The organism is Pedobacter yonginensis (assembly GCF_003173595.1).
Taxonomy (GTDB): domain Bacteria; phylum Bacteroidota; class Bacteroidia; order Sphingobacteriales; family Sphingobacteriaceae; genus Pedobacter; species Pedobacter yonginense.
Map to the genome: position 1 here is coordinate 553,219 of NZ_QGNZ01000004.1, position 21,473 is coordinate 574,691.

Genomic DNA, 21,473 nt, shown 5'->3' on the forward strand with positions numbered 1-21,473 from the left:
TTGAAACCAGAAGATTTAATAGCCCACATCCATGTTGATGAATATTCATCTACACCAAAATATAAGCAATTAACCAATGCCATATTAGCCGCTATTGAAAGTGGAAAGCTGAAAAAAAATAGTCTTTTGCCTTCTATAAATGAGTTAAGTTTTGGTTTGGAAATGTCCAGAGATACGGCAGAAAAAGGTTATCGCCATTTGAAAAAATTGGGTGTGGTAGATTCTGTACCGGGTAAGGGTTACTTCATCATCAATACCGATTTTTCTAGAAAGCTAAAGATTTGCTTGCTGTTTAATAAGCTGAGCACGCATAAAAAAATTACTTACGATGCCTTTACCAAAGCCATTGGTGAGCAAGCTGCGATAGATTTTTACATCTATAACAATGATTTCGCTTTGTTTAAGAAACTATTAATCAGCAAGAAAGACGATTATTCTCATTTCGTGATTATACCCCATTTTTTAGAGGGTGGAGAAAATGCACACGAAATTATCAATACCATCCCGAAAGAGAAGTTAATTATTTTGGATAAGCTGTTGCCTGGGATAACAGGAGATTATGCAGCGGCTTATGAAAATTTTGCACAAGATATTTATGCAGCGCTTGAGCAGGCTTTGGATCGGTTATCCAACTACAACACATTAAAAATAGTTTTTCCGAAGAACAGTTATTTTCCCCACGAAATTTTAACGGGTTTTTATCGTTTTTGCCAGCAATATGCTTTTGCACACAAAGTGATTCATAATATTAAGGATGAGGAGATTCGAATTGGAGAAGTATATATCAACTTAATGGAAGATGATTTGGTTACGCTGATTGAGCGCCTGATTGCCCAAAAGTTGAAAATTGGTGTGGAGGTCGGTATCATCTCTTACAATGAAACCCCCTTGAAAAGAATCATTTTAGACGGTATTACAACCATCTCTACTGATTTTAACCAATTGGGTACACAGGCCGCAGAATTTATTTTAAGCGGTAGAACTGATAAAATTGAGATCCCTTTCTATTTAAACCTTCGAAAATCATTGTAAGCGATGCGTGGTTGGTTACCCACTAACGGTTAGGCGCTCCAAACAGCTCATTTAATCTGTTCCGCGCCAGCCAAAATTAAAATGTACACCTATTAAATCTTATTATTTGTTAATTTAGACCTTTAACATTTCGATATTAATGAAGGACGATACTGCAGGCGATCAATCGATAGAACAAAATCCCTACGATTACATTTTGAGAGATTTCAACCTCAAAAATTTAAGCAGTATTGTCATTTTGAAACATGTTAATCATCAGGTTTATACCGATGCGAAGGGATATTTCAACATAATTCCCGAACAGCTGGAAATCAATTTTGGAGCCTTTAGTTATGAAGATTCCAGCCTTCACTTTCCGATTGTACAGGTGCAGCAAAATGAAAATTCGGTAAAACTATCTTGCAGGTGTACAAGCCCCAAAAACAAACTATGCGAGCACCAAACACAGGTGCTGTATAACATTTTACAACGAGAAGATTTGCTGATTTTCTTCGATGAAACCCTTCGAAGAATAAAAATGAGCAAAATTGCAGTGGCCTATGGCTTGGAAAAAGAAAACAATCTTGATGAGATTTTTGCCCTTAAATATGAAAACGGTTTAACGGAGATTAAACCAAAGATGAAATCTTTACAAGCCTTCAATTTAGAGGCTCAGCAAAACTTAGAATCACTTTTATTGCCCTCAAAGAAAGGTAAGCCCAGCTTAATGGGTAAAAAAGCAAGCGATGCCATGCTGATGGTTTTGAGTCAGCACAAATACTACAATAACTTAACGGTCGATTTATTTGAAGCAGAAACAACCAAATCTGGAAAGGTTAAAAATCCGCTCAAAGGCATCAATCCTTTAGATTTACTTTTTAAAACTGAAGACAGTAACCTGCTCAAATTTTACAGTGGGGTTTCGTCTTTTCAACAAAATTACAATACCGATCAAACGGAAGCTGAGTTAGTTGCCTTAAAATCAATTGTTAAAAATCCCTCAGGGATACCGGTTTACCAGCACGATGCAAAAGTTTCTGCCAATATTCAAGCCTCATCAATCAAACCGGTTAAGCTTCATCTTTTAGATGTCGATTTGAGATTATCGGTCAGCCAACGAGACGATTTCTTCGAAATTACCGGGCGACTATTAATAGAAGGTAAATCGTACGAACTCGATCAGCTCGTTATACGTTATCAATATTTTATACAGCTGCACCAAGAACTGTATCTTATTGTCCGTTCTGATGTTTTGCGTGTAATTGGCTTCTTTAAAAAACAAAGCAATCGCTTAATTCTGCATAAATCCAAATATCCAGATTTTCAGAAGGTCATCCTAATTCAATTGGAGGGCAGCATAAAAGTAGATTATACCTACTTAAAACCCGCAACAAAAAGCCAGATAGAGGAGAAAGGCTTTGATTTAGAAAATGAACAACTGGTTTATTTGTCCGAATCGGAAGATTATATTCTAATTACACCCATAATGCGCTACGGGAATATCGAAATTCCTGTACTATCAAAAAAGCAAATTCAGGCGCAAGATAAATTTGGCAACCTTTTCACACTCCATCGCGATGAGGATACGGAATTGCAATTCATCGCGAATATTTTAAAACAGCATCCTTATTTCTACGAGCAGGAAACCAACGATTCCTATTATCTCCACAGAAAGCGATTTTTGGAAGAAGGCTGGTTTTTGGATGCCTTTGATGTTTGGAGACGTAAAGGCATTCATATTTTGGGTTTTAATAAACTCAAAAACAATAAACTAAACGAGCACAAAGCAGAAATTAATATCGAAGTATTAAGCGGAACAGATTGGTTTGAAACAAAAGTTAAAGTAAAATTTGGCAAGCAGAATGTTGCTTTGAAGCACCTCCATAAATCCATCAGAAACAAGAGCAAGTTTGTTACGCTTGATGATGGCACGCAGGGTATTTTGCCCGAAGAATGGATAGAAAAATTTGTCGGCTACTTCAGCGCTGGCGAAGTTGTAGAGGATAGACTTTTAACCCATAAAATAAAGTTTGCTTCTATAAATAATCTTTATGAAGATGCTTTGCTGGATGGAGAAGTAAAAAATGAGCTTAAGAATTATAAGCAAAAATTTGAGGGACCACATTCCATGCACGAAGTAGAGGTGCCAAAAGCACTTACAGCAAGCTTGCGCCAATACCAAAAAGATGGCTTAAACTGGCTTAATTTTTTAGATGATTTTAACTTTGGGGCTTGCCTGGCCGATGATATGGGTTTAGGGAAAACCATTCAAATTTTGGCCTTTATACTCTCGCAAAGAGAAAAAGTAAGCCATAACACCAATCTCGTTGTTGTTCCGGCCTCTTTAATATTCAACTGGAAGGCTGAGGTACAAAAGTTTGCGCCATCCATAAAAGTGAAAACCATTTATGGCAATGAGCGCACAAAAACTACGGATACTTTTGATGATTTTGAAATCATTTTAACTTCTTATGGTACACTACTTTCCGATATTCGTTTCTTAAAAGATTATCGCTTTAATTATATCTTTTTAGATGAATCTCAAAACATTAAAAATCCTGAATCTCAGCGTTATAAAGTAGTTAGAATGCTTCAATCGCGCAACAAAGTGGTGATGACGGGAACACCGATTGAAAACAATACCTTCGATTTATACGGACAATTGTCCTTCGCCTGCCCCGGATTATTTGGCAGCAAGCAGCAATTCGCCGATTTATATTCAACCCCAATCGATCAGTTTAAAGACAGTCGCCGAGCAGAAGAGTTGCAGCAGAAAATAAAGCCCTTTATTTTAAGAAGAACCAAAGAACAAGTAGCCAAGGAACTTCCAGATAAAACCGAAATTGTTTTATACTGCGAAATGGGCGATGAACAGCGAGAGGTTTACGAAGCCAATAAAAAGGAAATACAAGATTACATACTGGGGAAAACCGAAGATGAGTTGCCGAAAAGTTCTATGCATGTTTTAAGAAGCATTACCCGATTAAGACAAATTTGCAACTCGGCAGCCTTACTGGCCGATGGCAAATCCTACATTCAGGCATCATCCAAAATTGAGGTTTTATTGGAGCAAATAGAAAACAAAGCCAAAAACCATAAAATCTTGGTCTTTTCTCAATTTGTAAGCATGCTCGATTTAATTAAAAAACAACTCGAAATACGAGGAATGAAATACGAATATTTAACCGGTCAAACGCGGAACAGGAAAGAGACGGTAGAATCCTTTCAGCAGAACAACGATATTTCCGTTTTTCTAATCAGCTTAAAAGCAGGTGGTACCGGCCTAAATTTAACCGAAGCAGACTACGTATATTTGGTAGATCCTTGGTGGAATCCAGCGGTCGAAAATCAGGCTATAGATCGGGCATATCGCATTGGGCAGCACAAAAATGTAATGGCTGTTCGTTTAATTTGTCCTGATACCATCGAAGAAAAGATTATGAAACTGCAAGCCACCAAAAAAGATCTGGTAAAAAACTTAATCCAAAGCGATGGAGGACTATTTAAAAATTTAACCAAAAAGGAGTTACTCGGCTTGCTGGCCTAAGTTACCGTTTGCGTATCGATTCAATATCAAATACTTACCTTAAATTGGTAGTTTAAATATTTTGATACATGCACACTTTCCACAATTTTCCAACTGTGTTTTTCGGCAATAAATTGTGGTAAAACCAATCCTGATGTTTGTGCCGCATGGGTATAAAAATCTTGTTTTGTTGGGTGCTGAGGGCTGCAAGCATTGTACGTTCTGCCAAAGGCTTTCTTAGCCAGAATTTCGCAAGCAATGCCCACTGCATCCGTTTGGTGAATTAAATTTACGGGTGCTAAGCCATTTGGAATGTTGCTCTTGCCGGCAAAAAACCGACCTGGATTTCGCTCAGGACCAATTAATCCCGCAAAGCGAATAACCGTGTACTTATCTAGCGCCAAATCTTTCAATACCCTTTCGCCCTCCAAAACCATACGACCAGAATCTGTATCTGGATGCGTTTCACGCTCTTCGTTAACAGCTTCGTTGTTATCTGCATAAACACTTGTAGAACTAATTAAAACAATGTTTTTAATGTTGTTTGAAGCCTTTACAATTGCGTTTATTTTATCAGGATAATCTTTAAGTGTTGGCGAATTTCTTTTGGGCGGAATACAGATAAACAACACATCAGCTTTAAAAAAAGCATCATCAGCAATCACTTCATCGGCAGTAAAATTAATCAAGTATGGCGCTATTTTAGCTTCAGAAAGTAGCTCTAATTTCTCAGGGGAGGTGGTAGAGCCCTTAACCGAATAATTCAATTCGATCAACTTTTTCGCCAAAGCCAGTCCAAACCAGCCACAGCCCAAAATAGCAATGGTATTTATTTGTTCACTCATAGGTTTGCTCTTTTTAGCTGTTATATTCGACCGTACTTGTCGGTTAAGCAATCAAAAATAGTATTTCAATGCAAAACTGATGGTTATTTTCCAGGCCTGCAAAAGTTTTTTTTGGAAAACAACGTTCAGTAATGCTTTCATTACGGTAGTCCCGCCATTCGCTGTAGCCCTCATTGAAAAAATTCGGGGCTGCCGCTGCTGTCGTGTTTAGGTACAATGGTTCTGTCTCAAACAGGCCGTACAATGGATCTTTGCTTTTTAGCTCCTTAACCGATACGCAAAAACCATCAATCTTAAACCCGATGGGTCGGAAAGCCGCTATTTTTCATAGCGCTTGGAGGTACAGCGGGGCAGGTGTTACCAATGAAAAAATGAACGTTCATTTCCAATCCTTTCTTTATGTATTTAACTGTATATCTTCTTTTTAAGCTACAATGTTTTTTTGGAAAACAACGTTCAGTAATGCTTTCATTCCGGTAGTCCCGCCATTCGCTTTAGCCCTCATTGAAAAAATTCGAGGCTGCCGCTGCTGTCGGGTTTAGGTACAATGGTTCTGTTTCAAACGGGCCGTACAATGGATCTTTGCTTTTTAGCTCATTAACCGATACGCAAAAACCTTCAATCTTAAACCCGATGGGACGGAAAGCCGCTATTTTTCATAGCGCTTGGAGGTACAGCGGGGCAGGTTTTACCAATGAAACAACGAACGTTCATTTCCAATCCTTTCTTTATAATTTTCGCTCGGTGTGATACCAGCCGATAGACAGAAAAATTTATTGAACCTGATTATTCTTTGCTGGCGCACCAGCCAAACAAACTGCTAGCCCCGATCTAAATTATAACATGCCCGGCAGCGTGGCTCGTAACTTTCTTTTTCGCCTAGTAAAACTGTCGATTCATTAGAAACAGTTCGGTAACTGTATAGTGCCGGATTGCCACAACAAACGCAAACTGCATTAACTTTGGTAACATGCTCGGCTATAGCCATTAAGGCCGGCATTGGGCCAAAAGGTTTTCCGGTAAAATCCATATCTAAGCCAGCCACAATTACGCGGATGCCCTTCAGCGCCAATTTGTTGCAAACATCGGGCAGTTCGTTATCAAAAAACTGGGCCTCATCTATTCCCACCACCTGGGTATTGGTACCGAGCAATAAAATAGCCGATGCGCTATCAACAGGGGTAGAATTAATGGAGTTTAAATCGTGCGAAACCACAGCAGTTTCGTGGTAGCGGGTATCGGTTTTAGGCTTAAAAATCTCTACGTTTAACTTAGCAATTTGCGCTCTTTTTAGTCGGCGAATAAGCTCTTCGGTTTTACCAGAAAACATAGAGCCACAAACCACCTCTATACTTCCAGAAAATTCGCCTCTCCTCCTAAAATTTTGTTCGCTAAATAACATGCCCTAATTTTTATGCCTTTGTGTGTGTGCTATAATTTTTAAACCGAACAAATATGAGAATTATGTGTTATTTTTGGGTACATAGTTACCAACATAAATCGACCAAAAATCCGTTTTAACTTTATGATGAACCAACAGGATATTTTTAAGAAAATAGGCAATATTTTAACAGAATTGAATGATCAATATCAGTTCCTTGCTCAAAATCCAGGTCAGTTGAATGATTTGGAAGTAGAACTGTTTTTGGCCAATGCCAATTTTCTATCTGACCATGTTCAAATTGTAAAGAAATTAAATACTATCAATCAGAAGGATAAACCACAAAGTCAACCAGTCGCTAATTTTGAGCGCGTTGAAAACGTTCAACACACTGCGGTTGATGATTTTGCACAGCAAATAGATGAGGGGTTGAACGACCTTGAAGAGCTTGCCGACGTGGCTACTGCCGAGGAGGAAGAAGAGCGCGTAGATGTAAAGCAGGAACAGGAAATTTTTGATGAGCAAGAAATCCATGAAGCAACGGCCGAAAGGATTTTGGAACAAGATTTTTTTAAGCCCGACCAAAGCGATAAAACTTTTGAGTTTGTATTGGGCAACCACAATGAAAACGATCAATTTGATTATGAAGCAAAGCCTGTGGAGGAAATTTTCGATCGGCCATTAAGTAAGGCCGAAGAAGAAATTTTAGCACAAAAGAAAAGAATCCACGAAAAAGAGGAATTGCAGGCCGATGCGGTAGAAGAAACTGAAAACATTACGGAAGATGAAATTGGACCTGAACCGTTTTTGATTTCGCATGAAGTGGGAGAAGGACAGCACAAGGAACCAGAGCTTGAGTTTCCTACAGCAGATGAAATTACCGAACCAATTGAGGCATTGAAAGATGTAGATTTTGATGACCCTGTTATTTCGCCTCCGGTTGTAGAAGAACGACCAGTTTTTACCCCAGAAGCTGTACCTGTGAAATCAATCGTAGAACCTGTTTCAACCAAAACCGCACCGAGTTTAAATGATTTGCTTGGTAAAACCAACAGTCATTCGGAACCAAGTAAACCACAAATTGCTGATTTGAAACAAGCCATAAACCTAAATGAAAAATTGTTGTTCATTAAGGATTTATTTAATGGCTACAATTTGGCTTACTCTGAAGCCATAGATTTGGTAAATAAAATGAACAGTTTTGAAATGGCGGATAGCTTTTTACAGAAAAACTATGCGGTAAAAAACAATTGGGCAAGCAAACAAGCCACGGTAGATCAGTTTTATGAACTGTTAAATAGAAGGTTTAGCAAATAACGCATTTTAATGCAGATGAGTTTTTACTGAATTTATTTCAGCATTTTAATTGATGTTAAAACTTTTTGCCATTACGTCCACAATCCGTCATGCTGAATTTATTTCAGCACCTTAATGGATGTTTAGATTGTTTTTGTTTTCACCCTTTAGTTTACACCGCCCTCAGGTTATCTAGCTTAAATAAAGCCCATTCTATTAGAATCCAATTTCAGAAAGATAAACACTAAAATTGTAAAGCTCCATAGTGATGAGCCTCCGTAACTAATTAAGGGTAAGGGAATTCCGATTACGGGGATGATGCCAATCGTCATCCCGATATTGATAAAAACGTGGAAAAATAGAATGCAGGCTACGCTATAACCGTACACCCTTGAAAAAGTTGATCTTTGGCGTTCGGCCAAGTTAACCAATCTTAACAACAAGAAAATATATAACCCGATCACTACAGAACATCCTACAAATCCCCATTCTTCACCAATGGTAGAAAATATAAAATCGGTACTTTGTTCTGGTACATAGCCATATTTGGTTTGCGTACCTTGTAAAAATCCGCGTCCGGTTGCTTGTCCAGATCCGATGGCAATTTGCGATTGAATTACATTGTAACCAGCGCCTTTATTGTCGGTTTTTAAGCCCAGCATCAATTCAATTCTACTTCTTTGGTGGGGCTCCAAAACTTTCGTATAGGCAACCTTCACCAAAAACAAATAGCCTATAGCCACTAGCGTAACCAATACGGTGGTGATGATGAGCTTTTGCTTTCTCTTATTCGCATAAATAAACAAGCCTCCAATTGTGGTTAAAATCAAAATTAAAATATAGGTTGGAACCAAGAAATCGGCTACAAAAAGCACAATCATTCCGAGGAAAATTAAAAGGAAGTAACCAGATAAACCCTCTCTATACAAGGGAAACATAAAGGCTAAAAACACCAATGCCGAACCAGTATCTGGTTGGAGCATAATTAATAGGAGGGGGGCAAGCACAATGGCTGCTGCGATAAAAATGGACTTGATGTCTCGAAATTTTGGGTTAAAAGTACTTACATATCGAGCCAGAAGCAATGCTGTACCAAACTTGGCAAATTCTGAAGGTTGTAATCTAAACGATCCGATGGGAATCCAGGCTTGGTTTCCGCCAACATTTCTCCCCACAAAAAGTACGATTATGAGCAACAGGATGGTTATGCCGTAAATAAAAGGCGCAAATACATTAAACAATCTACCATCAAATAATAAGATGGATAGGCCCAAAATAAGTCCGGTAATGATGTAGATCAGTTGCTTGCCATAACTACTGGTAAAATCGAAAGAAGCGGCCGGATCATGGTGTGGGATAGACGCATAAATACTTACAAAACCTATGGTGCAGAGTGCAATGTAGATTAAAACTGTAATCCAATCTACATTGAAGAAAAACCGGTTGCCTTGTTGCTGCATCATATTATCGGGTTTCTGGTTTAGTGCTATTGATAGTAGCGGGTTTACTTTTTGCTGGCTTGGTAGATACCGATTGCTTAATTACAGCCGACTTAATTTTTAAACTGTCTTTAACCCGCTTTACAGAATCTATTTTCTTAACAGCCAAGCTATCGGCCTTGCTTAATTTGGTTTTATTTTTCTTATCAATAAGTGGTGGGAGCAGATTTTGCGCTTTCATCCACTCAATTTGACTGGCTCTGGCGCCCGTAACCGATCGTTTTAAATATTTTTCGACCATGTAACTCGCAATTGGCGCAGCATAGGTACTTCCGTAACCTGCATTTTCTACAATTACAGCTATGGCAATTTTTGGATTATCTCTTGGCGCAAAGCCAATAAAAACCGAGTGATTTTTTCCATGTGGGTTTTGTACCGTACCCGTTTTACCACACATCATAATATCTGGAATTCGAGATAGAACTGCTGTTCCCCATGCCGTGTTCACCGCATCTTGCATACCATCAATTACAGGCTCAAAATATTTCGGATCAACATCTACATAGTTTTTGGTAACATATTCTTTTTTAACCAGTTTTTTATCGCCAATGCCTTTAATTAGGTGGGGTTTAATGTAATATCCGCGGTTGGCAATTACAGCCATTGCATTGGCTATTTGCAGTGGTGTGGCGGTAATCTCACCTTGACCGATAGCTTGAGAGATTACAGTGGTGTAACCCCATCTTTTGCCATAAATCTTATCGTAGTGATCGGCATTGTAGAAATAGCCTTTACGCTCGAAAGGCATGTCAATATCCAATTTGGCGCCAAATCCAAATTTTGCGACTTTATCACGCCAATCCTGATAGGTTTGACGTTGATTTTTCATACCATTTTTTGTAATCAGTTTTTGGAAAACATGGCAGAAATAAGTGTTACAGCTCCTGGCAATGCCTCGGCGCATACTGATGTTTCCATCCACGTGTTCGCACTTCACTTTATGATTTCCTGCCATATAGTAACCAGGGCAGTTGAAGGTCATATTTGGGTCGATAACTCCTTCTTGCAAAGCAATTAAAGCATCAATAGGTTTAAATGATGATCCAGGCGGATAGTAACCTTGTATCGGTCTTACCAACGATGGGCGATAAGGGTTACCAACAATAAAATCCATATAGTTGTTTCCGAAACCCTTACCTACCAAAATATTTGGGTCGTACCCGGGGCTACTTACTAAGGATATAATTTCACCAGTCGCAGGCTCGATGGCTACAACAGCCCCAACCTTGTTCTGCATTAATTCTTCACCTAATTTTTGTACCTCAATGTCAATTCCAGAAATTAAGCGGTCGCCAGAAACGGCATTAATGTCGTATTTGCCCTGTGCATAACTGCCTTGTGGCGTGTTGTGAACATCATAAACGGTATTTACAACCCCTTTTTCGCCACGTAGCACATCTTCGTAAGATCTTTCCAGCCCACTTTTTCCGATGTAATCTCCTGGTCTGTAGTAACCTTCTGATTTATCGATATCCGTTTGGCTTACCTCTTTTACGTAGCCAAACAACTGTCCGGCAACGCTATCTGGGTAATGCCGAATGGTTCTGTCCTGGGTAGAGAAACCCGGAAAGCGATATAAAATCTCCTGTAAACGGGCGTAGCTTTGAACGGAAATCTGTTTTGAAAAAGGTGTAGATTGGTAGTTTGATTTGGCCTTTGCCTTTTTTAAACTTTTGTGTACATCGTCGATAGTCATTTCCAAGGCATTTGCAAGCGCAAGTGTATCAAACTCTTTTACTTCGTTTGGAATAACCATTAAATCGTAAACAGGTTCATTCTGTACAATCACCTTCATATTGCGATCTAAAATGGCACCGCGAGCAGGGTATTTGAATTTTTTCTTTAATACGTTACTTTCTGCGGCAACAAATGCTGCATCGCTAAAAATTTGGATGTAAAATAGTTTAGCCAATAAAATTAAGGCAACTACTATAAACAACCCCTGAATAACATATTTTCGATTAAATAATTGCTCCATTAGCGCGATGTTCTTTTATAGAATATAAACTCTACCAGTAAAATAATGAGTAGTGTAAAGATACAACTTAAGCCGCATCTCATTAAGGTATAACCAATTTCGGTTAACCTAAATGTTTCTAAAAAAAAGAGCACTAAATGATGCGTTAAAACGCAGAGAAAGGCATACAATGAAAACCATTGGAAACCCATGTAACTTAAAGATGGTTCAGGATCATCAATAGCATCCTTATTTAAGCTTATGGATATGAAAGAAATTCTTACAAAAGCCAAAACAACACATGCGGTAGCGTGCACGCCCATGGTATCGTAAAAGGCATCTAAGGTTAGGCCAGTTCCAAATGCCAGAAGGTATAAAAGAATGTTTGGCATTCCGAAAGGCAATAGCAATAGAAACAATACGTAAATAAATGGAGTAGATAAGTCATAGAAGCCCATATTCTTGAGCAAAAATATTTGCACAAAAAGCAAGGAGAACCATCTGATGATATTTATAATTATTATTCTACTATTCATTTGGCTTCACCATGCTTTCCAAAGCTTTTTGTTCCTCAGCTTTATTATCTTTTACCACATAAACATATTGCAAAGTGCTAAAATCGTTAAATAAATTTAACTCAGCAGAAAGAAAGTTATCATTTGTTGCAACATTGGTTCGGCTAATTCTTCCAACCAAGATCCCTGAAGGGAAAGAAGCAAAACCAGAGGTTACAATGGTATCTCCAACATTCATTTTAATGTGATTGGGAACGCCTTTGATGTAGGCTTTTCTAATGTCGAAATTTCCATCGCCCCAAACCAAAGAACCTAAGGCATTATTCTTTTTTACAACCACGCTAATCCTGGTATCCTTGTGCAGTAAAGATTGAATGGTGGCTAAATGCTCAGATACGTCTCTGATGAAACCAACAACACCTCTTTCTGGAGAGAGCACCGCCATCCCACTTTTAATGCCGTCAATCGCACCTTTATTGATCGTCATAACGTTATTACGCAAGGTTACCGAGTTTTTAACCACTTTGGCCGCTAAATAGGTGTATTGTTGGTGGGTTATGGTATCGATAACTTTCACATCTTTTGCAGAATCAATCGTGGTTAAATCGAGCAATTTGGTTTTAAGTTTAGCATTTTCAGCCGCTAGGCTATCATTTACCACACCCAGATTTAAATACCTTTTAAACACATTCAGCCTTTCGTATGCCGTTCCAACAACCTCATTGGTAGAGTTTAAAGTTGCACTCCGCTGATAAGCATTGTTTTTTACCGTGAGAAAAACGCCAACTGAAAAAAATATGATAAACAGGAAAAATGCGTTATATCTGCTTATGAAAATCCAAAGGTTACGCATGTTAATTCACGATTTTAGATTTACGATTGCCTACATGATTTTGATTGGAAAGCCTTTTTGCACCCAATCTTGCTTCCACTTTAATAAGCCTATTCAAAAAACTTGGAGTTAAATTAAGGTCTTTTGAGGATTGATAAACTGCACCAACAAAACCCTTAGGCTTAAACGATTCACTTAAAGCACTAAAAGGCAATGTAGAAATTAGTTTTCTGATTGTAGAAGAATAAGTTAGGGTATTTGTTTTTAACGTTTCGTTATTCATCAATCGTCAATCTAAAATCTACATTCGTAAATGTGCTTATTGCATTAAGAATTTATAACTGCCAATGTTTTTTAGCGCAATGCCAGTTCCACGTACAACCGCACGTAATGGATCCTCTGCAACGTGAACAGGCAGTTTAGTTTTTGCGGCAACACGTTTGTCTAATCCTCTTAACAATGCACCACCGCCTGTTAAATAAATACCTGTTTGGTAAATATCAGCAGAAAGTTCTGGTGGAGTAATCTCAAGCGCCTTTAAAATCGCTTCTTCAATTTTAGAGATTGATTTATCTAAACAGTGGGCAATTTCTGTGTAAGAAACGGTAATTTGTTTTGGTACACCTGTCATCAAATCACGACCTTGAACGGCAAAATCAGCAGGTGCATCTTGCAATTCTGGTAAAGCTGCGCCTACTTCAATCTTAATTTTTTCTGCCGTACGGTCGCCGATCATTATATTGTGTTGACGACGTATGTAGTTAACGATGTCTGAATCGAAGTTGTCTCCCGCAACGCGGATAGATTGATCGCAAACAATACCCGATAGTGCAATTACTGCAATTTCAGTAGTACCCCCACCGATATCGATAATCATATTTCCCATCGGCTCTTCCACATCAATTCCGATACCTACGGCAGCAGCCATTGGTTCGTGAATTAAATACACTTCTTTGGCGCCAGCAATTTCAGCAGAGTCGCGTACAGCGCGTTTTTCTACCTCAGTAATGCCCGATGGAATGCAAATAACCATACGTAAAGATGGAAACATCCAACCTTTACCGCCATTTAACATTCTAATCATGCCTTTTATCATCGCTTCAGCAGCGTTGAAATCAGCAATTACACCATCTTTTAAAGGGCGTACGGTTTTAATATTATCGTGGGTTTTTCCCTCCATTTGCATGGCCTGACGACCAATAGCAATAACTTTGTTTGTAGTCCGATCAAAAGCAACGATAGATGGCTCATCTACAACTACTTTATCGTTATGTATAATTAGGGTGTTCGCTGTGCCTAAATCGATGGCAACTTCTTGCGTAAACCAATTGAATAATCCCATGTATAAGGTGTGTTTTCTTTATTTTATCAAATCTATACTATTCCTAATGTAAAAATAGCTTTTTTATTGTTTTAAGTATTATTTTCTTTCCTCATCCTCTTGTTTATCAAGATGTTTAAAGTTACAAAGAAAAGTAAAAGGCGAAAATTCTAAAATAAAAGCCTTTTGAGGCGTATTGGCGTTATTTCTAAGATTTTTTTTAAAAATTAATGTTTAAAGTGTCTAACGCCAGTGGTAACCATTGCGATACCCATTTCATTTGCTTTGGCAACAGAATCTGCATCTTTAATTGAACCACCTGGTTGTAAAACTGCCGTAATGCCTGCTTCAGCTGCAATTTCAACACAATCAGGGAAAGGGAAGAATGCATCAGATGCCATAGAACTTCCTTTTACACTAAAGCCGAAAGATGCCGCCTTTTCGATTGCCTGTTTTAAAGCATCTACTCTTGAGGTTTGGCCTACACCGCTTGAAATCAAAACATCATCCTTTACCAATACAATGGTGTTGGATTTGGTGTGTTTAACAATTTTATTGGCGAAGTATAAGTCTTTTAATTCTTGTTCGGTTGGAGCTTTATCGGTTACCGTTGTCATTTGTTCAGGACCTTCTATAATCAAATCCTTATCCTGCTCGATAACGCCATTTAATAAAGTTTTGAATTGTTTTTTACTCAATTCTACTTCGTTACGCTGAAGAATTACGCGGTTTTTCTTTTTGCTGAAAAGTTCAATCGCTTCTGGTTGGTAAGAAGGGGCAATCAAAACCTCAAAAAATAAATTGTTGATTTCTTGAGCCGTTTCTAAATCAACTTCTACATTGGTAATTAAAACACCACCAAAGGCTGAAACAGGATCGCATGCCAAAGCATCAAGCCAAGCTTGTTTTACGGTAGGGCGGGAGGCAATACCGCAAGCATTGGTATGTTTTAAAATGGCAAAGGTTGGCTCTTCAAATTCATCAATTAATGCTACAGCAGCATCAACATCTACCAAGTTGTTGTAAGAAAGTTCTTTACCATTCAATTTTGTAAACATGGCATCTAGGTCGCCATAAAATACCCCACCTTGATGCGGGTTTTCGCCATAACGTAAGGTTTTAGCGGTATTTACGCTCTGTTTAAAAACATCAAGCGGTTCCTCTGTATTAAAATAGTTAAATATCGCAGTATCGTAATGCGAAGAAGTATGGAAAGCGATTTTAGCGTAGGCTTTACGTTGCGCCAATGTGGTTTCTCCGTTTTGCGTTTCTAATTGAGCTTGTAGGGTAGGGTAGTCGTTTTTTGATGCAATAATTACAACATCATTGAAATTTTTCGCTGCAGCACGGATCAAAGAAATTCCGCCAATATCAATTTTTTCAATAATTTCTTCAGCCGTTCCACCAGCTTTAACCGTCTCCTCAAAAGGATATAAATCTACAATAACCAAGTCAATTTCTGGGATTTCATATTCTGCAATCTGCTCTTGATCGCCAGCCAAAGCTCTACGATTTAATATCCCGCCGAATACTTTAGGATGTAGCGTTTTAACTCGACCACCCAATATAGAAGGGTAACCGGTTAAATCTTCAACGGCTGTTACCGGAAGGTTTAAATCTCTAATAAACTGCTCTGTGCCACCAGTTGAAAACAATTGTACGCCCTGAGCGGCTAACAATTTTACCAATGGCTCTAAACCATCTTTATAATATACTGAAATTAAAGCGTTTTTAATCTTAATCGGCTGACTCATTGTACTGTAAATTTTGAGCCGCAAAGGTAGTAAAACACGATGGTTTTTTATTAGTATGTCTTCTTAAAAAATGAGGATTTTTTAAAAATTAAGGTCTGATGGTTTTAAGGGGGAAGAAATCTTTAAATTGCTAAACTGCATTATTGGTTTTTATTCCAAAAGATCAAAAATGAACCATTGAGGAATTCTATTTTTTGATTTTCTTAACCAATCCTTCTATTATTCTTGGATAATGTAAATGTTCCAACTGCTGTCCTTTAAACTTAATCATCTCAAGATTATCGTGTTTATCAATCTTATATTTAGCCTGATAAATGTATTCGCCTTCATCATAGTTTTCATCCACATAGTGAATGGTGATGCCACCCTCTGTTTCGCCTGCGGCCATAACCGCATTGTGAACATGATCTCCATACATGCCTTTTCCGCCAAACTTTGGTAAAATAGCGGGATGGATATTAATGATGCGACCTGGGTAAGCTGCAATTAAATTTTGCGGAACCAACCATAAAAAACCTGCGAGCACAATAAAATCGACATCGAGATTTTTTAGTAAATCAATGATGTTATCGGTTTTATAAAATTCGTGCTTATCAAAAATGTGGCTTGGTATTTCGAAATTATCTGCTCTTTGCAGTACGTAAGCGTCGGCATTATTGGTTAAAACCAAAGAAATTTCTATATCGGTACTGCGTTTAAAATGCTCCATGAGCTTCTGCGCATTTGAGCCAGAACCTGATGCAAATATGGCTATTCGTTTTTTCACTCGAAATTCGTTTTCCTCAAAAATAGTATTTTAAGCGTGTATTCATAACAGAAACTGATTTTTATTAAATTACATAATCTGGTTTTTTATTAATCAAAAAACTGTATTTTTGACCAACAGAAATGGGGTTTTATTTTAGTTCAGAAAAAAACTAAAAGTGTTTGTATTTTAAAAACATAAATCCTATATTTGCAACCCGAATTATAGGAAACGATTAGTAAAAAATAAAAGGCTAAATAGAAATGGCAAATCATAAATCTTCATTAAAAAGAATTAGAGCAAACGCAACAAAACGTTTACGTAACAGATATCAGGCAAAAACTACACGTACATTCATTAAAAGATTGCGTGCATCAGAAGATAAAAATTCTGCTTCTGAGCTTTTGCCTAAAGTAATCTCTATGTTAGATCGTTTAGCTAAAAAGAATATTATCCACAAAAATAAAGCAGCTAACAACAAATCAAAATTAACGAAATTCGTTAACGGTTTAAAATAAGCTCGTTTTTTTACGATTTTTAAGGCATCCCAACCAAAAGTTGGGATGCTTTTTTATTTTTAAAAAATGGCAGATTACGAACAGAAATTAGGCATTAAGCATTGGGCAGAAGAAGATCGCCCGAGAGAGAAACTCCTGCAACACGGTAGGAGGCACTTAACAGATGCTGAACTGATTGCGATTTTAATTGGTTCAGGCAGTAGAACTGAAACTGCACTCGATTTAAGTAAAAGAATTTTAGCTTTTTACGAAAACAACCTAACCAAACTTGGCAAGGCAACGATTGCTGATCTTTCTAAATTTAAGGGGATAGGAGAAGCCAAGGCAATTTCTATCGTTTCTGCTTTGGAGTTAGGGCTGAGAAGAAAAGAACATATCGAGGATGAAGTGATCCAAGTGAATACTTCGAAAGATGTTTTCAAATATTTACACCAAACATTTGCACACCTTAATCATGAGGAATTCTGGATTTTATTACTCAACAGATCCAACCACATCATCGGCAAATACTTGATTAGCAAAGGTGGGCAAGCCGGAACCATTGCCGATCCGAAAATAATTTTTAAAGTAGCCTTAGAAAATAATGCGGCCAATATTGTTTTGGCTCATAACCATCCTTCAGGAAGTTTGAAACCCAGCGATAGCGACAATAAACTCACCAAGAAACTTGTTGATTCCGGGTATTTTCTGGATCTCCACGTAGTCGATCACCTCATATTTGCCAACAATAATTATTACAGCTATAAAGATGAAGACTTGATTTAGAGTAGCGTTCTTCATGTTTAATTAATAATAATTAAACATGTTTCATTTTCATTTTTGTAAATTGCTCCAATGAAAACATTCAATATCTTCCTCCTTCTTTTGGTTTTTGCCTCTGCATCTTTTGCGCAAAAAGCAGGCGTTCCGCTGAATATCATTACGTACAACATTCGTTTAAATGTGGCTTCCGATGGGATAAATGCCTGGCCAAATCGTAAAGACCATGTAAAAGCCTTGGTAAAATTTCACGATGCGGATATTTTATGTGTGCAAGAAGCCTTACCCGAACAATTTGATGCTCTGCTGGAAAACTCAAATTTTGATGTGGTGGGTGTAGGTCGAGATGATGGTAAAAGAAAAGGTGAATTTTCTGCAGTTTATTTTGATAAATCTCGTTTCACAAAAAAAGACGGAGGAACTTTCTGGCTATCTCCAACGCCTAATGTTCCATCAAAAGGATGGGATGCAGCCTTAAACAGAGTTTGCTCTTGGGTAAGATTGTATGATAAATTGAATAAGAAAGAATTTCTGGTGTTCAACACACACTATGATCACGTTGGTGTTCAAGCCCGAATCGAATCTGCAAAGCTCCTTAAACAAAAAATTCAAGAAATTGCCCCAACTTTACCAGTGGTTTTTACTGGCGATTTAAATGTTACTCCAGAAACTGAAGCCATTGCAACCATTAAATCTTTTTTAATTGATGCAAAAGATGTAACAATGGAGCCGCCTTATGGACCCTTAGGTACCTTTAATGGTTTCGATTTTAACAGTGATTTAAAAAACAGAATAGACTATATCTTTGTAAACAAAGCCTTTAATGTGCAAAAATTTGCCGTGCTTACGGATAGTCAAGATAAAAGATACTATTCTGATCATCTACCTGTCTTTGTTAAACTATCCTTTAAATAAAGCTTTTGCAGCCTGCACATTCATCGTATTTTCCATTTCAGTTTGAACTGTTTGGCGAACTTTACCATTTCCATTATATTTTTGAAACCCTAGCTTTTATTATAGGTGTTAGAATTTATTACTTTTTAAAAAAGGGCATCACAGATCCAATTTCGGATGAAAACCGCCTGTGGATTATGTTGGGTGCAATGGTAGGGGCGCTAATGGGTTCTAGAATTGTTGCCATTTTAGAAACTCCTGAAGTTTTAAACCATTTAACTTTTTTAATGCTTTACCAAAGTAAAACCATTATTGGAGGCCTGTTAGGTGGTTTGTTTGGAGTAGAAATCATTAAAAAAATAATAGGGGTTAAAATTGCCTCTGGCGATATTTATGTCATTCCCATTCTGGCAGCCCTTTTTATTGGTAGAATAGGTTGTTTCTCTATGGGGATTGATGAACCCACTTTTGGAATCGAAACACATTTTTTTATGGGCATGGACTTGGGTGATGGTAAGCTAAGGCACCCCATTATGCTTTATGAGATGATTTATTTAATCATATTGATGCTGCTATTCAGAGGAATGCGGTACAAGCAATTGATAAATGGTGATCGATTTAAGCTCTTTATGGTGCTGTATTTTTTATTTCGCTTTCTTATTGAATTTATCAAGCCATACCATCCGCTATTTCTAAATTTAAGCAGTATTCATTGGTCTGCCTTGTTTATTTTTATATATTACTATAAGTTTATAATCAGAATATCGAAAATAAGTTTTAGCTGATACCTATGGCAAACACGCGAGATTACATTTACTACGATTATACAAAAAGCCTTTGTCCTGAATGTTTACAGCTTTGCGATGCAAAAATTGTATTTCAAAATGCAAAAGTTTTCATGTTAAAAAACTGCCGTACCCATGGCAACAGTAAGGTGATGATTGCCGATGATGTAGAATATTACAAGCAGATTCGGAATTACAATAAACAATCCGAAATGCCGCTTAAATTCAACACGAAAGTACATTATGGCTGTCCTTACGATTGTGGTTTATGTACCGATCATGAGCAACATTCTTGTTTAACCGTAATCGAAGTTACCGATAGATGCAACTTAGCTTGCCCAACCTGCTACGCCATGTCATCACCAAATTATGGCAGGCACAGAACATTGGAAGAAATAAACAGAATGATGGATGTGGTGGTTGCCAATGAGGGAGAGCCCGATGTGGTTCAGCTTTCTGGCGGAGAGCCAACCGTTCATCCCGAGTTCTTTGCAATATTGGATCTTGCTAAAACAAAGCCCATTAAACACTTAATGGTAAATACCAACGGAATAAGAATTGCAAAGGACATTCATTTTGTAGAGAAGCTGGCAACATACATGCCCGATTTTGAGATTTACTTGCAGTTTGATAGTTTTAGCCCAGAAGTTTTAACAAAACTAAGGGGCGAAGACTTAACCCAGGTGAGAAAAAAGGCAATAGAGCACCTAAATCAATTTAACGTTTCAACAACTTTGGTTGCTACCCTTCAAAACGGTTTGAACGACCATGAAATTGGTGATATTCTAGATTATGCATTGAAGCAAAAATGTGTACGTGGGGTAACCTTTCAACCCACCCAGGTGGCAGGAAGAAATGATGACTATAACGACCAACAAGGGAGGATTACATTAACAGAGGTTAGGCGAAAAATTTATGAGCAATATCCAATCTTCACTCCACAAGATTTAATTCCCGTTCCTTGTAATCCAGATGCACTGTGTATGGCCTACGCCCTCAAAATTGGAGATGAAGTTATTCCAATGACGCATTTGATTAACCCTGAAGAGTTACTCAACAATTCCAAAAACACAATTGTTTTTGAGCATGATGAGCAGCTAAAAGAACACATGCTCAATTTATTTAGCACTGGCGTTTCTGTAGATTGTGCCGAAAATACCTTCGGAGAATTAATGTGCTGCTTACCAAGAGTTCAGTCTGATGGTTTAAGCTACGATAATCTTTTTAGAATTATCATCATGAACTTCATGGATCCGCTGGATTTTGATGTTCGTGCGGTTAAAAAATCTTGTGTTCATATTGTAAGCGATAAATATAAAATAGTGCCGTTCGAAACGATGAATATCTTTTATCGAGACAATAAGATTGATGCAATAAGAGAAAAGTTAAATATGATTTGATATGCTTATACTCCTTTTATTTCTTTACGCTTTAACCGCGATTGTGCTTTTTATAGTTGGTTTAATTCAAGTAATTGTAAAATCCAGTAATAATGAGCCTGTTAAGTCAGGTCTTAAGTTGATAATTATATCTGTAATTATGGTGGTGATTGGGTTTGGTGCTTGTGCAGTGATTCTAAGTGTATCGTAATTTATGGAAGTCTTTATTTTTTATTGGGTCATGGTGGCCATTCTTTTCGGTGTGGGGCTAATCGTCACCATCATAAAGACTATAAATCATAAGCCCTTAAAACTGGGCTTACGCCTAATGCTTATTGCGGTAATTCTGGTGGTTATCGGTGCTGGCGCTTGCGCCCTTATCCTTTCTAACCTGTCTATCAATCATTAATCAATTCTTAACTCACTTTTGCGATTTTAACTTCGGTCGTTCTGCTT

Annotated in this window: 18 protein-coding genes; 8 read left to right on the top strand and 10 right to left on the bottom strand. The window is 37.7% G+C overall.

The window, feature by feature from the left end; translation table 11 throughout:
• Both DHW03_RS17305 and DHW03_RS17310 read left to right on the top strand, forming a co-directional pair.
• The gene (locus DHW03_RS17305) at window positions 1-1,032 is read left to right on the top strand and encodes a GntR family transcriptional regulator (RefSeq protein WP_109927092.1); all 1,032 of its coding nucleotides are present in this window, start codon (window positions 1-3) and stop codon (window positions 1,030-1,032) included.
• Between the two features lie 139 nt (window positions 1,033-1,171).
• Window positions 1,172-4,558 (top strand): DEAD/DEAH box helicase, encoded by a 3,387-nt coding sequence (locus DHW03_RS17310; protein ID WP_109927093.1) that lies wholly within the window; start codon window positions 1,172-1,174, stop codon window positions 4,556-4,558.
• Between the two features lie 26 nt (window positions 4,559-4,584).
• Here DHW03_RS17310 and DHW03_RS17315 read toward each other — a convergent pair whose 3' ends face one another.
• Window positions 4,585-5,382, bottom strand: a complete 798-nt coding sequence (locus tag DHW03_RS17315; protein ID WP_133248550.1) for an SDR family oxidoreductase — start codon at window positions 5,380-5,382, stop codon at window positions 4,585-4,587.
• An 820-nt stretch (window positions 5,383-6,202) separates the two neighbouring features.
• The gene (locus DHW03_RS17330) at window positions 6,203-6,784 is read right to left on the bottom strand and encodes a thymidine kinase (protein ID WP_109927097.1); all 582 of its coding nucleotides are present in this window, start codon (window positions 6,782-6,784) and stop codon (window positions 6,203-6,205) included.
• A 123-nt stretch (window positions 6,785-6,907) separates the two neighbouring features.
• Between DHW03_RS17330 and DHW03_RS17335 the strand changes: the two genes are divergently transcribed.
• Window positions 6,908-8,080 (top strand): hypothetical protein, encoded by a 1,173-nt coding sequence (locus tag DHW03_RS17335; RefSeq protein WP_109927098.1) that lies wholly within the window; start codon window positions 6,908-6,910, stop codon window positions 8,078-8,080.
• Window positions 8,081-8,256: 176 nt separating this feature from the next.
• Here DHW03_RS17335 and rodA read toward each other — a convergent pair whose 3' ends face one another.
• The 8 genes from rodA to purN all read right to left on the bottom strand — a co-directional run bounded on the left by rodA (window position 8,257) and on the right by purN (window position 16,703).
• A complete protein-coding gene (gene rodA, locus DHW03_RS17340) occupies window positions 8,257-9,519 on the bottom strand; it encodes a rod shape-determining protein RodA (RefSeq protein WP_109927236.1) in 1,263 nt (420 codons plus the stop codon).
• 4 nt (window positions 9,520-9,523) lie between these two features.
• Complete coding sequence (mrdA, locus tag DHW03_RS17345; protein WP_109927099.1) at window positions 9,524-11,536, bottom strand: penicillin-binding protein 2; 2,013 nt, start codon at window positions 11,534-11,536, stop codon at window positions 9,524-9,526.
• Complete coding sequence (locus tag DHW03_RS17350) at window positions 11,536-12,051, bottom strand: rod shape-determining protein MreD (protein WP_109927100.1); 516 nt, start codon at window positions 12,049-12,051, stop codon at window positions 11,536-11,538. Before DHW03_RS17350 ends, mrdA begins: the two co-directional genes overlap by 1 nt.
• Complete coding sequence (gene mreC, locus DHW03_RS17355; RefSeq protein WP_109927101.1) at window positions 12,044-12,883, bottom strand: rod shape-determining protein MreC; 840 nt, start codon at window positions 12,881-12,883, stop codon at window positions 12,044-12,046. Before mreC ends, DHW03_RS17350 begins: the two co-directional genes overlap by 8 nt.
• Window position 12,884: 1 nt before the next feature.
• Complete coding sequence (locus tag DHW03_RS17360; RefSeq protein WP_109927102.1) at window positions 12,885-13,145, bottom strand: hypothetical protein; 261 nt, start codon at window positions 13,143-13,145, stop codon at window positions 12,885-12,887.
• Window positions 13,146-13,181: 36 nt separating this feature from the next.
• Entirely contained in the window at window positions 13,182-14,204 is a 1,023-nt protein-coding gene (locus tag DHW03_RS17365; protein ID WP_109927103.1) for a rod shape-determining protein, read from the bottom strand.
• A gap of 206 nt (window positions 14,205-14,410) precedes the next feature.
• Window positions 14,411-15,937: a bifunctional phosphoribosylaminoimidazolecarboxamide formyltransferase/IMP cyclohydrolase gene (gene purH, locus DHW03_RS17370; RefSeq protein WP_109927104.1), complete on the bottom strand. Its 1,527-nt coding sequence runs from the start codon at window positions 15,935-15,937 to the stop codon at window positions 14,411-14,413.
• Between the two features lie 187 nt (window positions 15,938-16,124).
• On the bottom strand, window positions 16,125-16,703 hold the full coding sequence (purN, locus tag DHW03_RS17375) for a phosphoribosylglycinamide formyltransferase (protein WP_109927105.1): 579 nt from the start codon (window positions 16,701-16,703) through the stop codon (window positions 16,125-16,127).
• 242 nt (window positions 16,704-16,945) lie between these two features.
• On the opposite strand from purN, the gene rpsT reads away from it, so the two are divergent.
• From rpsT to DHW03_RS17400, 5 genes are all read left to right on the top strand, one after another.
• Window positions 16,946-17,200 (top strand): 30S ribosomal protein S20, encoded by a 255-nt coding sequence (gene rpsT, locus DHW03_RS17380; RefSeq protein ID WP_109927106.1) that lies wholly within the window; start codon window positions 16,946-16,948, stop codon window positions 17,198-17,200.
• Between the two features lie 66 nt (window positions 17,201-17,266).
• Window positions 17,267-17,965: a RadC family protein gene (gene radC / locus DHW03_RS17385; protein ID WP_109927107.1), complete on the top strand. Its 699-nt coding sequence runs from the start codon at window positions 17,267-17,269 to the stop codon at window positions 17,963-17,965.
• Window positions 17,966-18,034: 69 nt separating this feature from the next.
• Complete coding sequence (locus tag DHW03_RS17390; protein ID WP_109927108.1) at window positions 18,035-18,874, top strand: endonuclease/exonuclease/phosphatase family protein; 840 nt, start codon at window positions 18,035-18,037, stop codon at window positions 18,872-18,874.
• Window positions 18,875-18,879: 5 nt separating this feature from the next.
• Entirely contained in the window at window positions 18,880-19,638 is a 759-nt protein-coding gene (locus tag DHW03_RS17395) for a prolipoprotein diacylglyceryl transferase family protein (RefSeq protein WP_109927109.1), read from the top strand.
• Between the two features lie 5 nt (window positions 19,639-19,643).
• Window positions 19,644-21,038, top strand: coding sequence for a radical SAM protein (locus tag DHW03_RS17400; protein WP_109927110.1), 1,395 nt, complete (start codon window positions 19,644-19,646; stop codon window positions 21,036-21,038).
• Window positions 21,039-21,473: the final 435 nt, after the last annotated feature.

Bases quoted from the DNA above. Each gene is read 5' to 3' on its own strand.
- DHW03_RS17310 (WP_109927093.1), top strand. From the start codon at position 1,172: ATGAAGGACGATACTGCAGGCGATCAATCGATAGAACAAAATCCCTAC.
- DHW03_RS17315 (WP_133248550.1), bottom strand. From the start codon at position 5,382: ATGAGTGAACAAATAAATACCATTGCTATTTTGGGCTGTGGCTGGTTT.
- DHW03_RS17330 (WP_109927097.1), bottom strand. From the start codon at position 6,784: ATGTTATTTAGCGAACAAAATTTTAGGAGGAGAGGCGAATTTTCTGGA.
- DHW03_RS17335 (WP_109927098.1), top strand. From the start codon at position 6,908: ATGATGAACCAACAGGATATTTTTAAGAAAATAGGCAATATTTTAACA.
- rodA (WP_109927236.1), bottom strand. From the start codon at position 9,519: ATGCAGCAACAAGGCAACCGGTTTTTCTTCAATGTAGATTGGATTACA.
- mrdA (WP_109927099.1), bottom strand. From the start codon at position 11,536: ATGGAGCAATTATTTAATCGAAAATATGTTATTCAGGGGTTGTTTATA.
- DHW03_RS17350 (WP_109927100.1), bottom strand. From the start codon at position 12,051: ATGAATAGTAGAATAATAATTATAAATATCATCAGATGGTTCTCCTTG.
- mreC (WP_109927101.1), bottom strand. From the start codon at position 12,883: ATGCGTAACCTTTGGATTTTCATAAGCAGATATAACGCATTTTTCCTG.
- DHW03_RS17360 (WP_109927102.1), bottom strand. From the start codon at position 13,145: ATGAATAACGAAACGTTAAAAACAAATACCCTAACTTATTCTTCTACA.
- DHW03_RS17365 (WP_109927103.1), bottom strand. From the start codon at position 14,204: ATGGGATTATTCAATTGGTTTACGCAAGAAGTTGCCATCGATTTAGGC.
- purH (WP_109927104.1), bottom strand. From the start codon at position 15,937: ATGAGTCAGCCGATTAAGATTAAAAACGCTTTAATTTCAGTATATTAT.
- rpsT (WP_109927106.1), top strand. From the start codon at position 16,946: ATGGCAAATCATAAATCTTCATTAAAAAGAATTAGAGCAAACGCAACA.
- radC (WP_109927107.1), top strand. From the start codon at position 17,267: ATGGCAGATTACGAACAGAAATTAGGCATTAAGCATTGGGCAGAAGAA.
- DHW03_RS17390 (WP_109927108.1), top strand. From the start codon at position 18,035: ATGAAAACATTCAATATCTTCCTCCTTCTTTTGGTTTTTGCCTCTGCA.
- DHW03_RS17400 (WP_109927110.1), top strand. From the start codon at position 19,644: ATGGCAAACACGCGAGATTACATTTACTACGATTATACAAAAAGCCTT.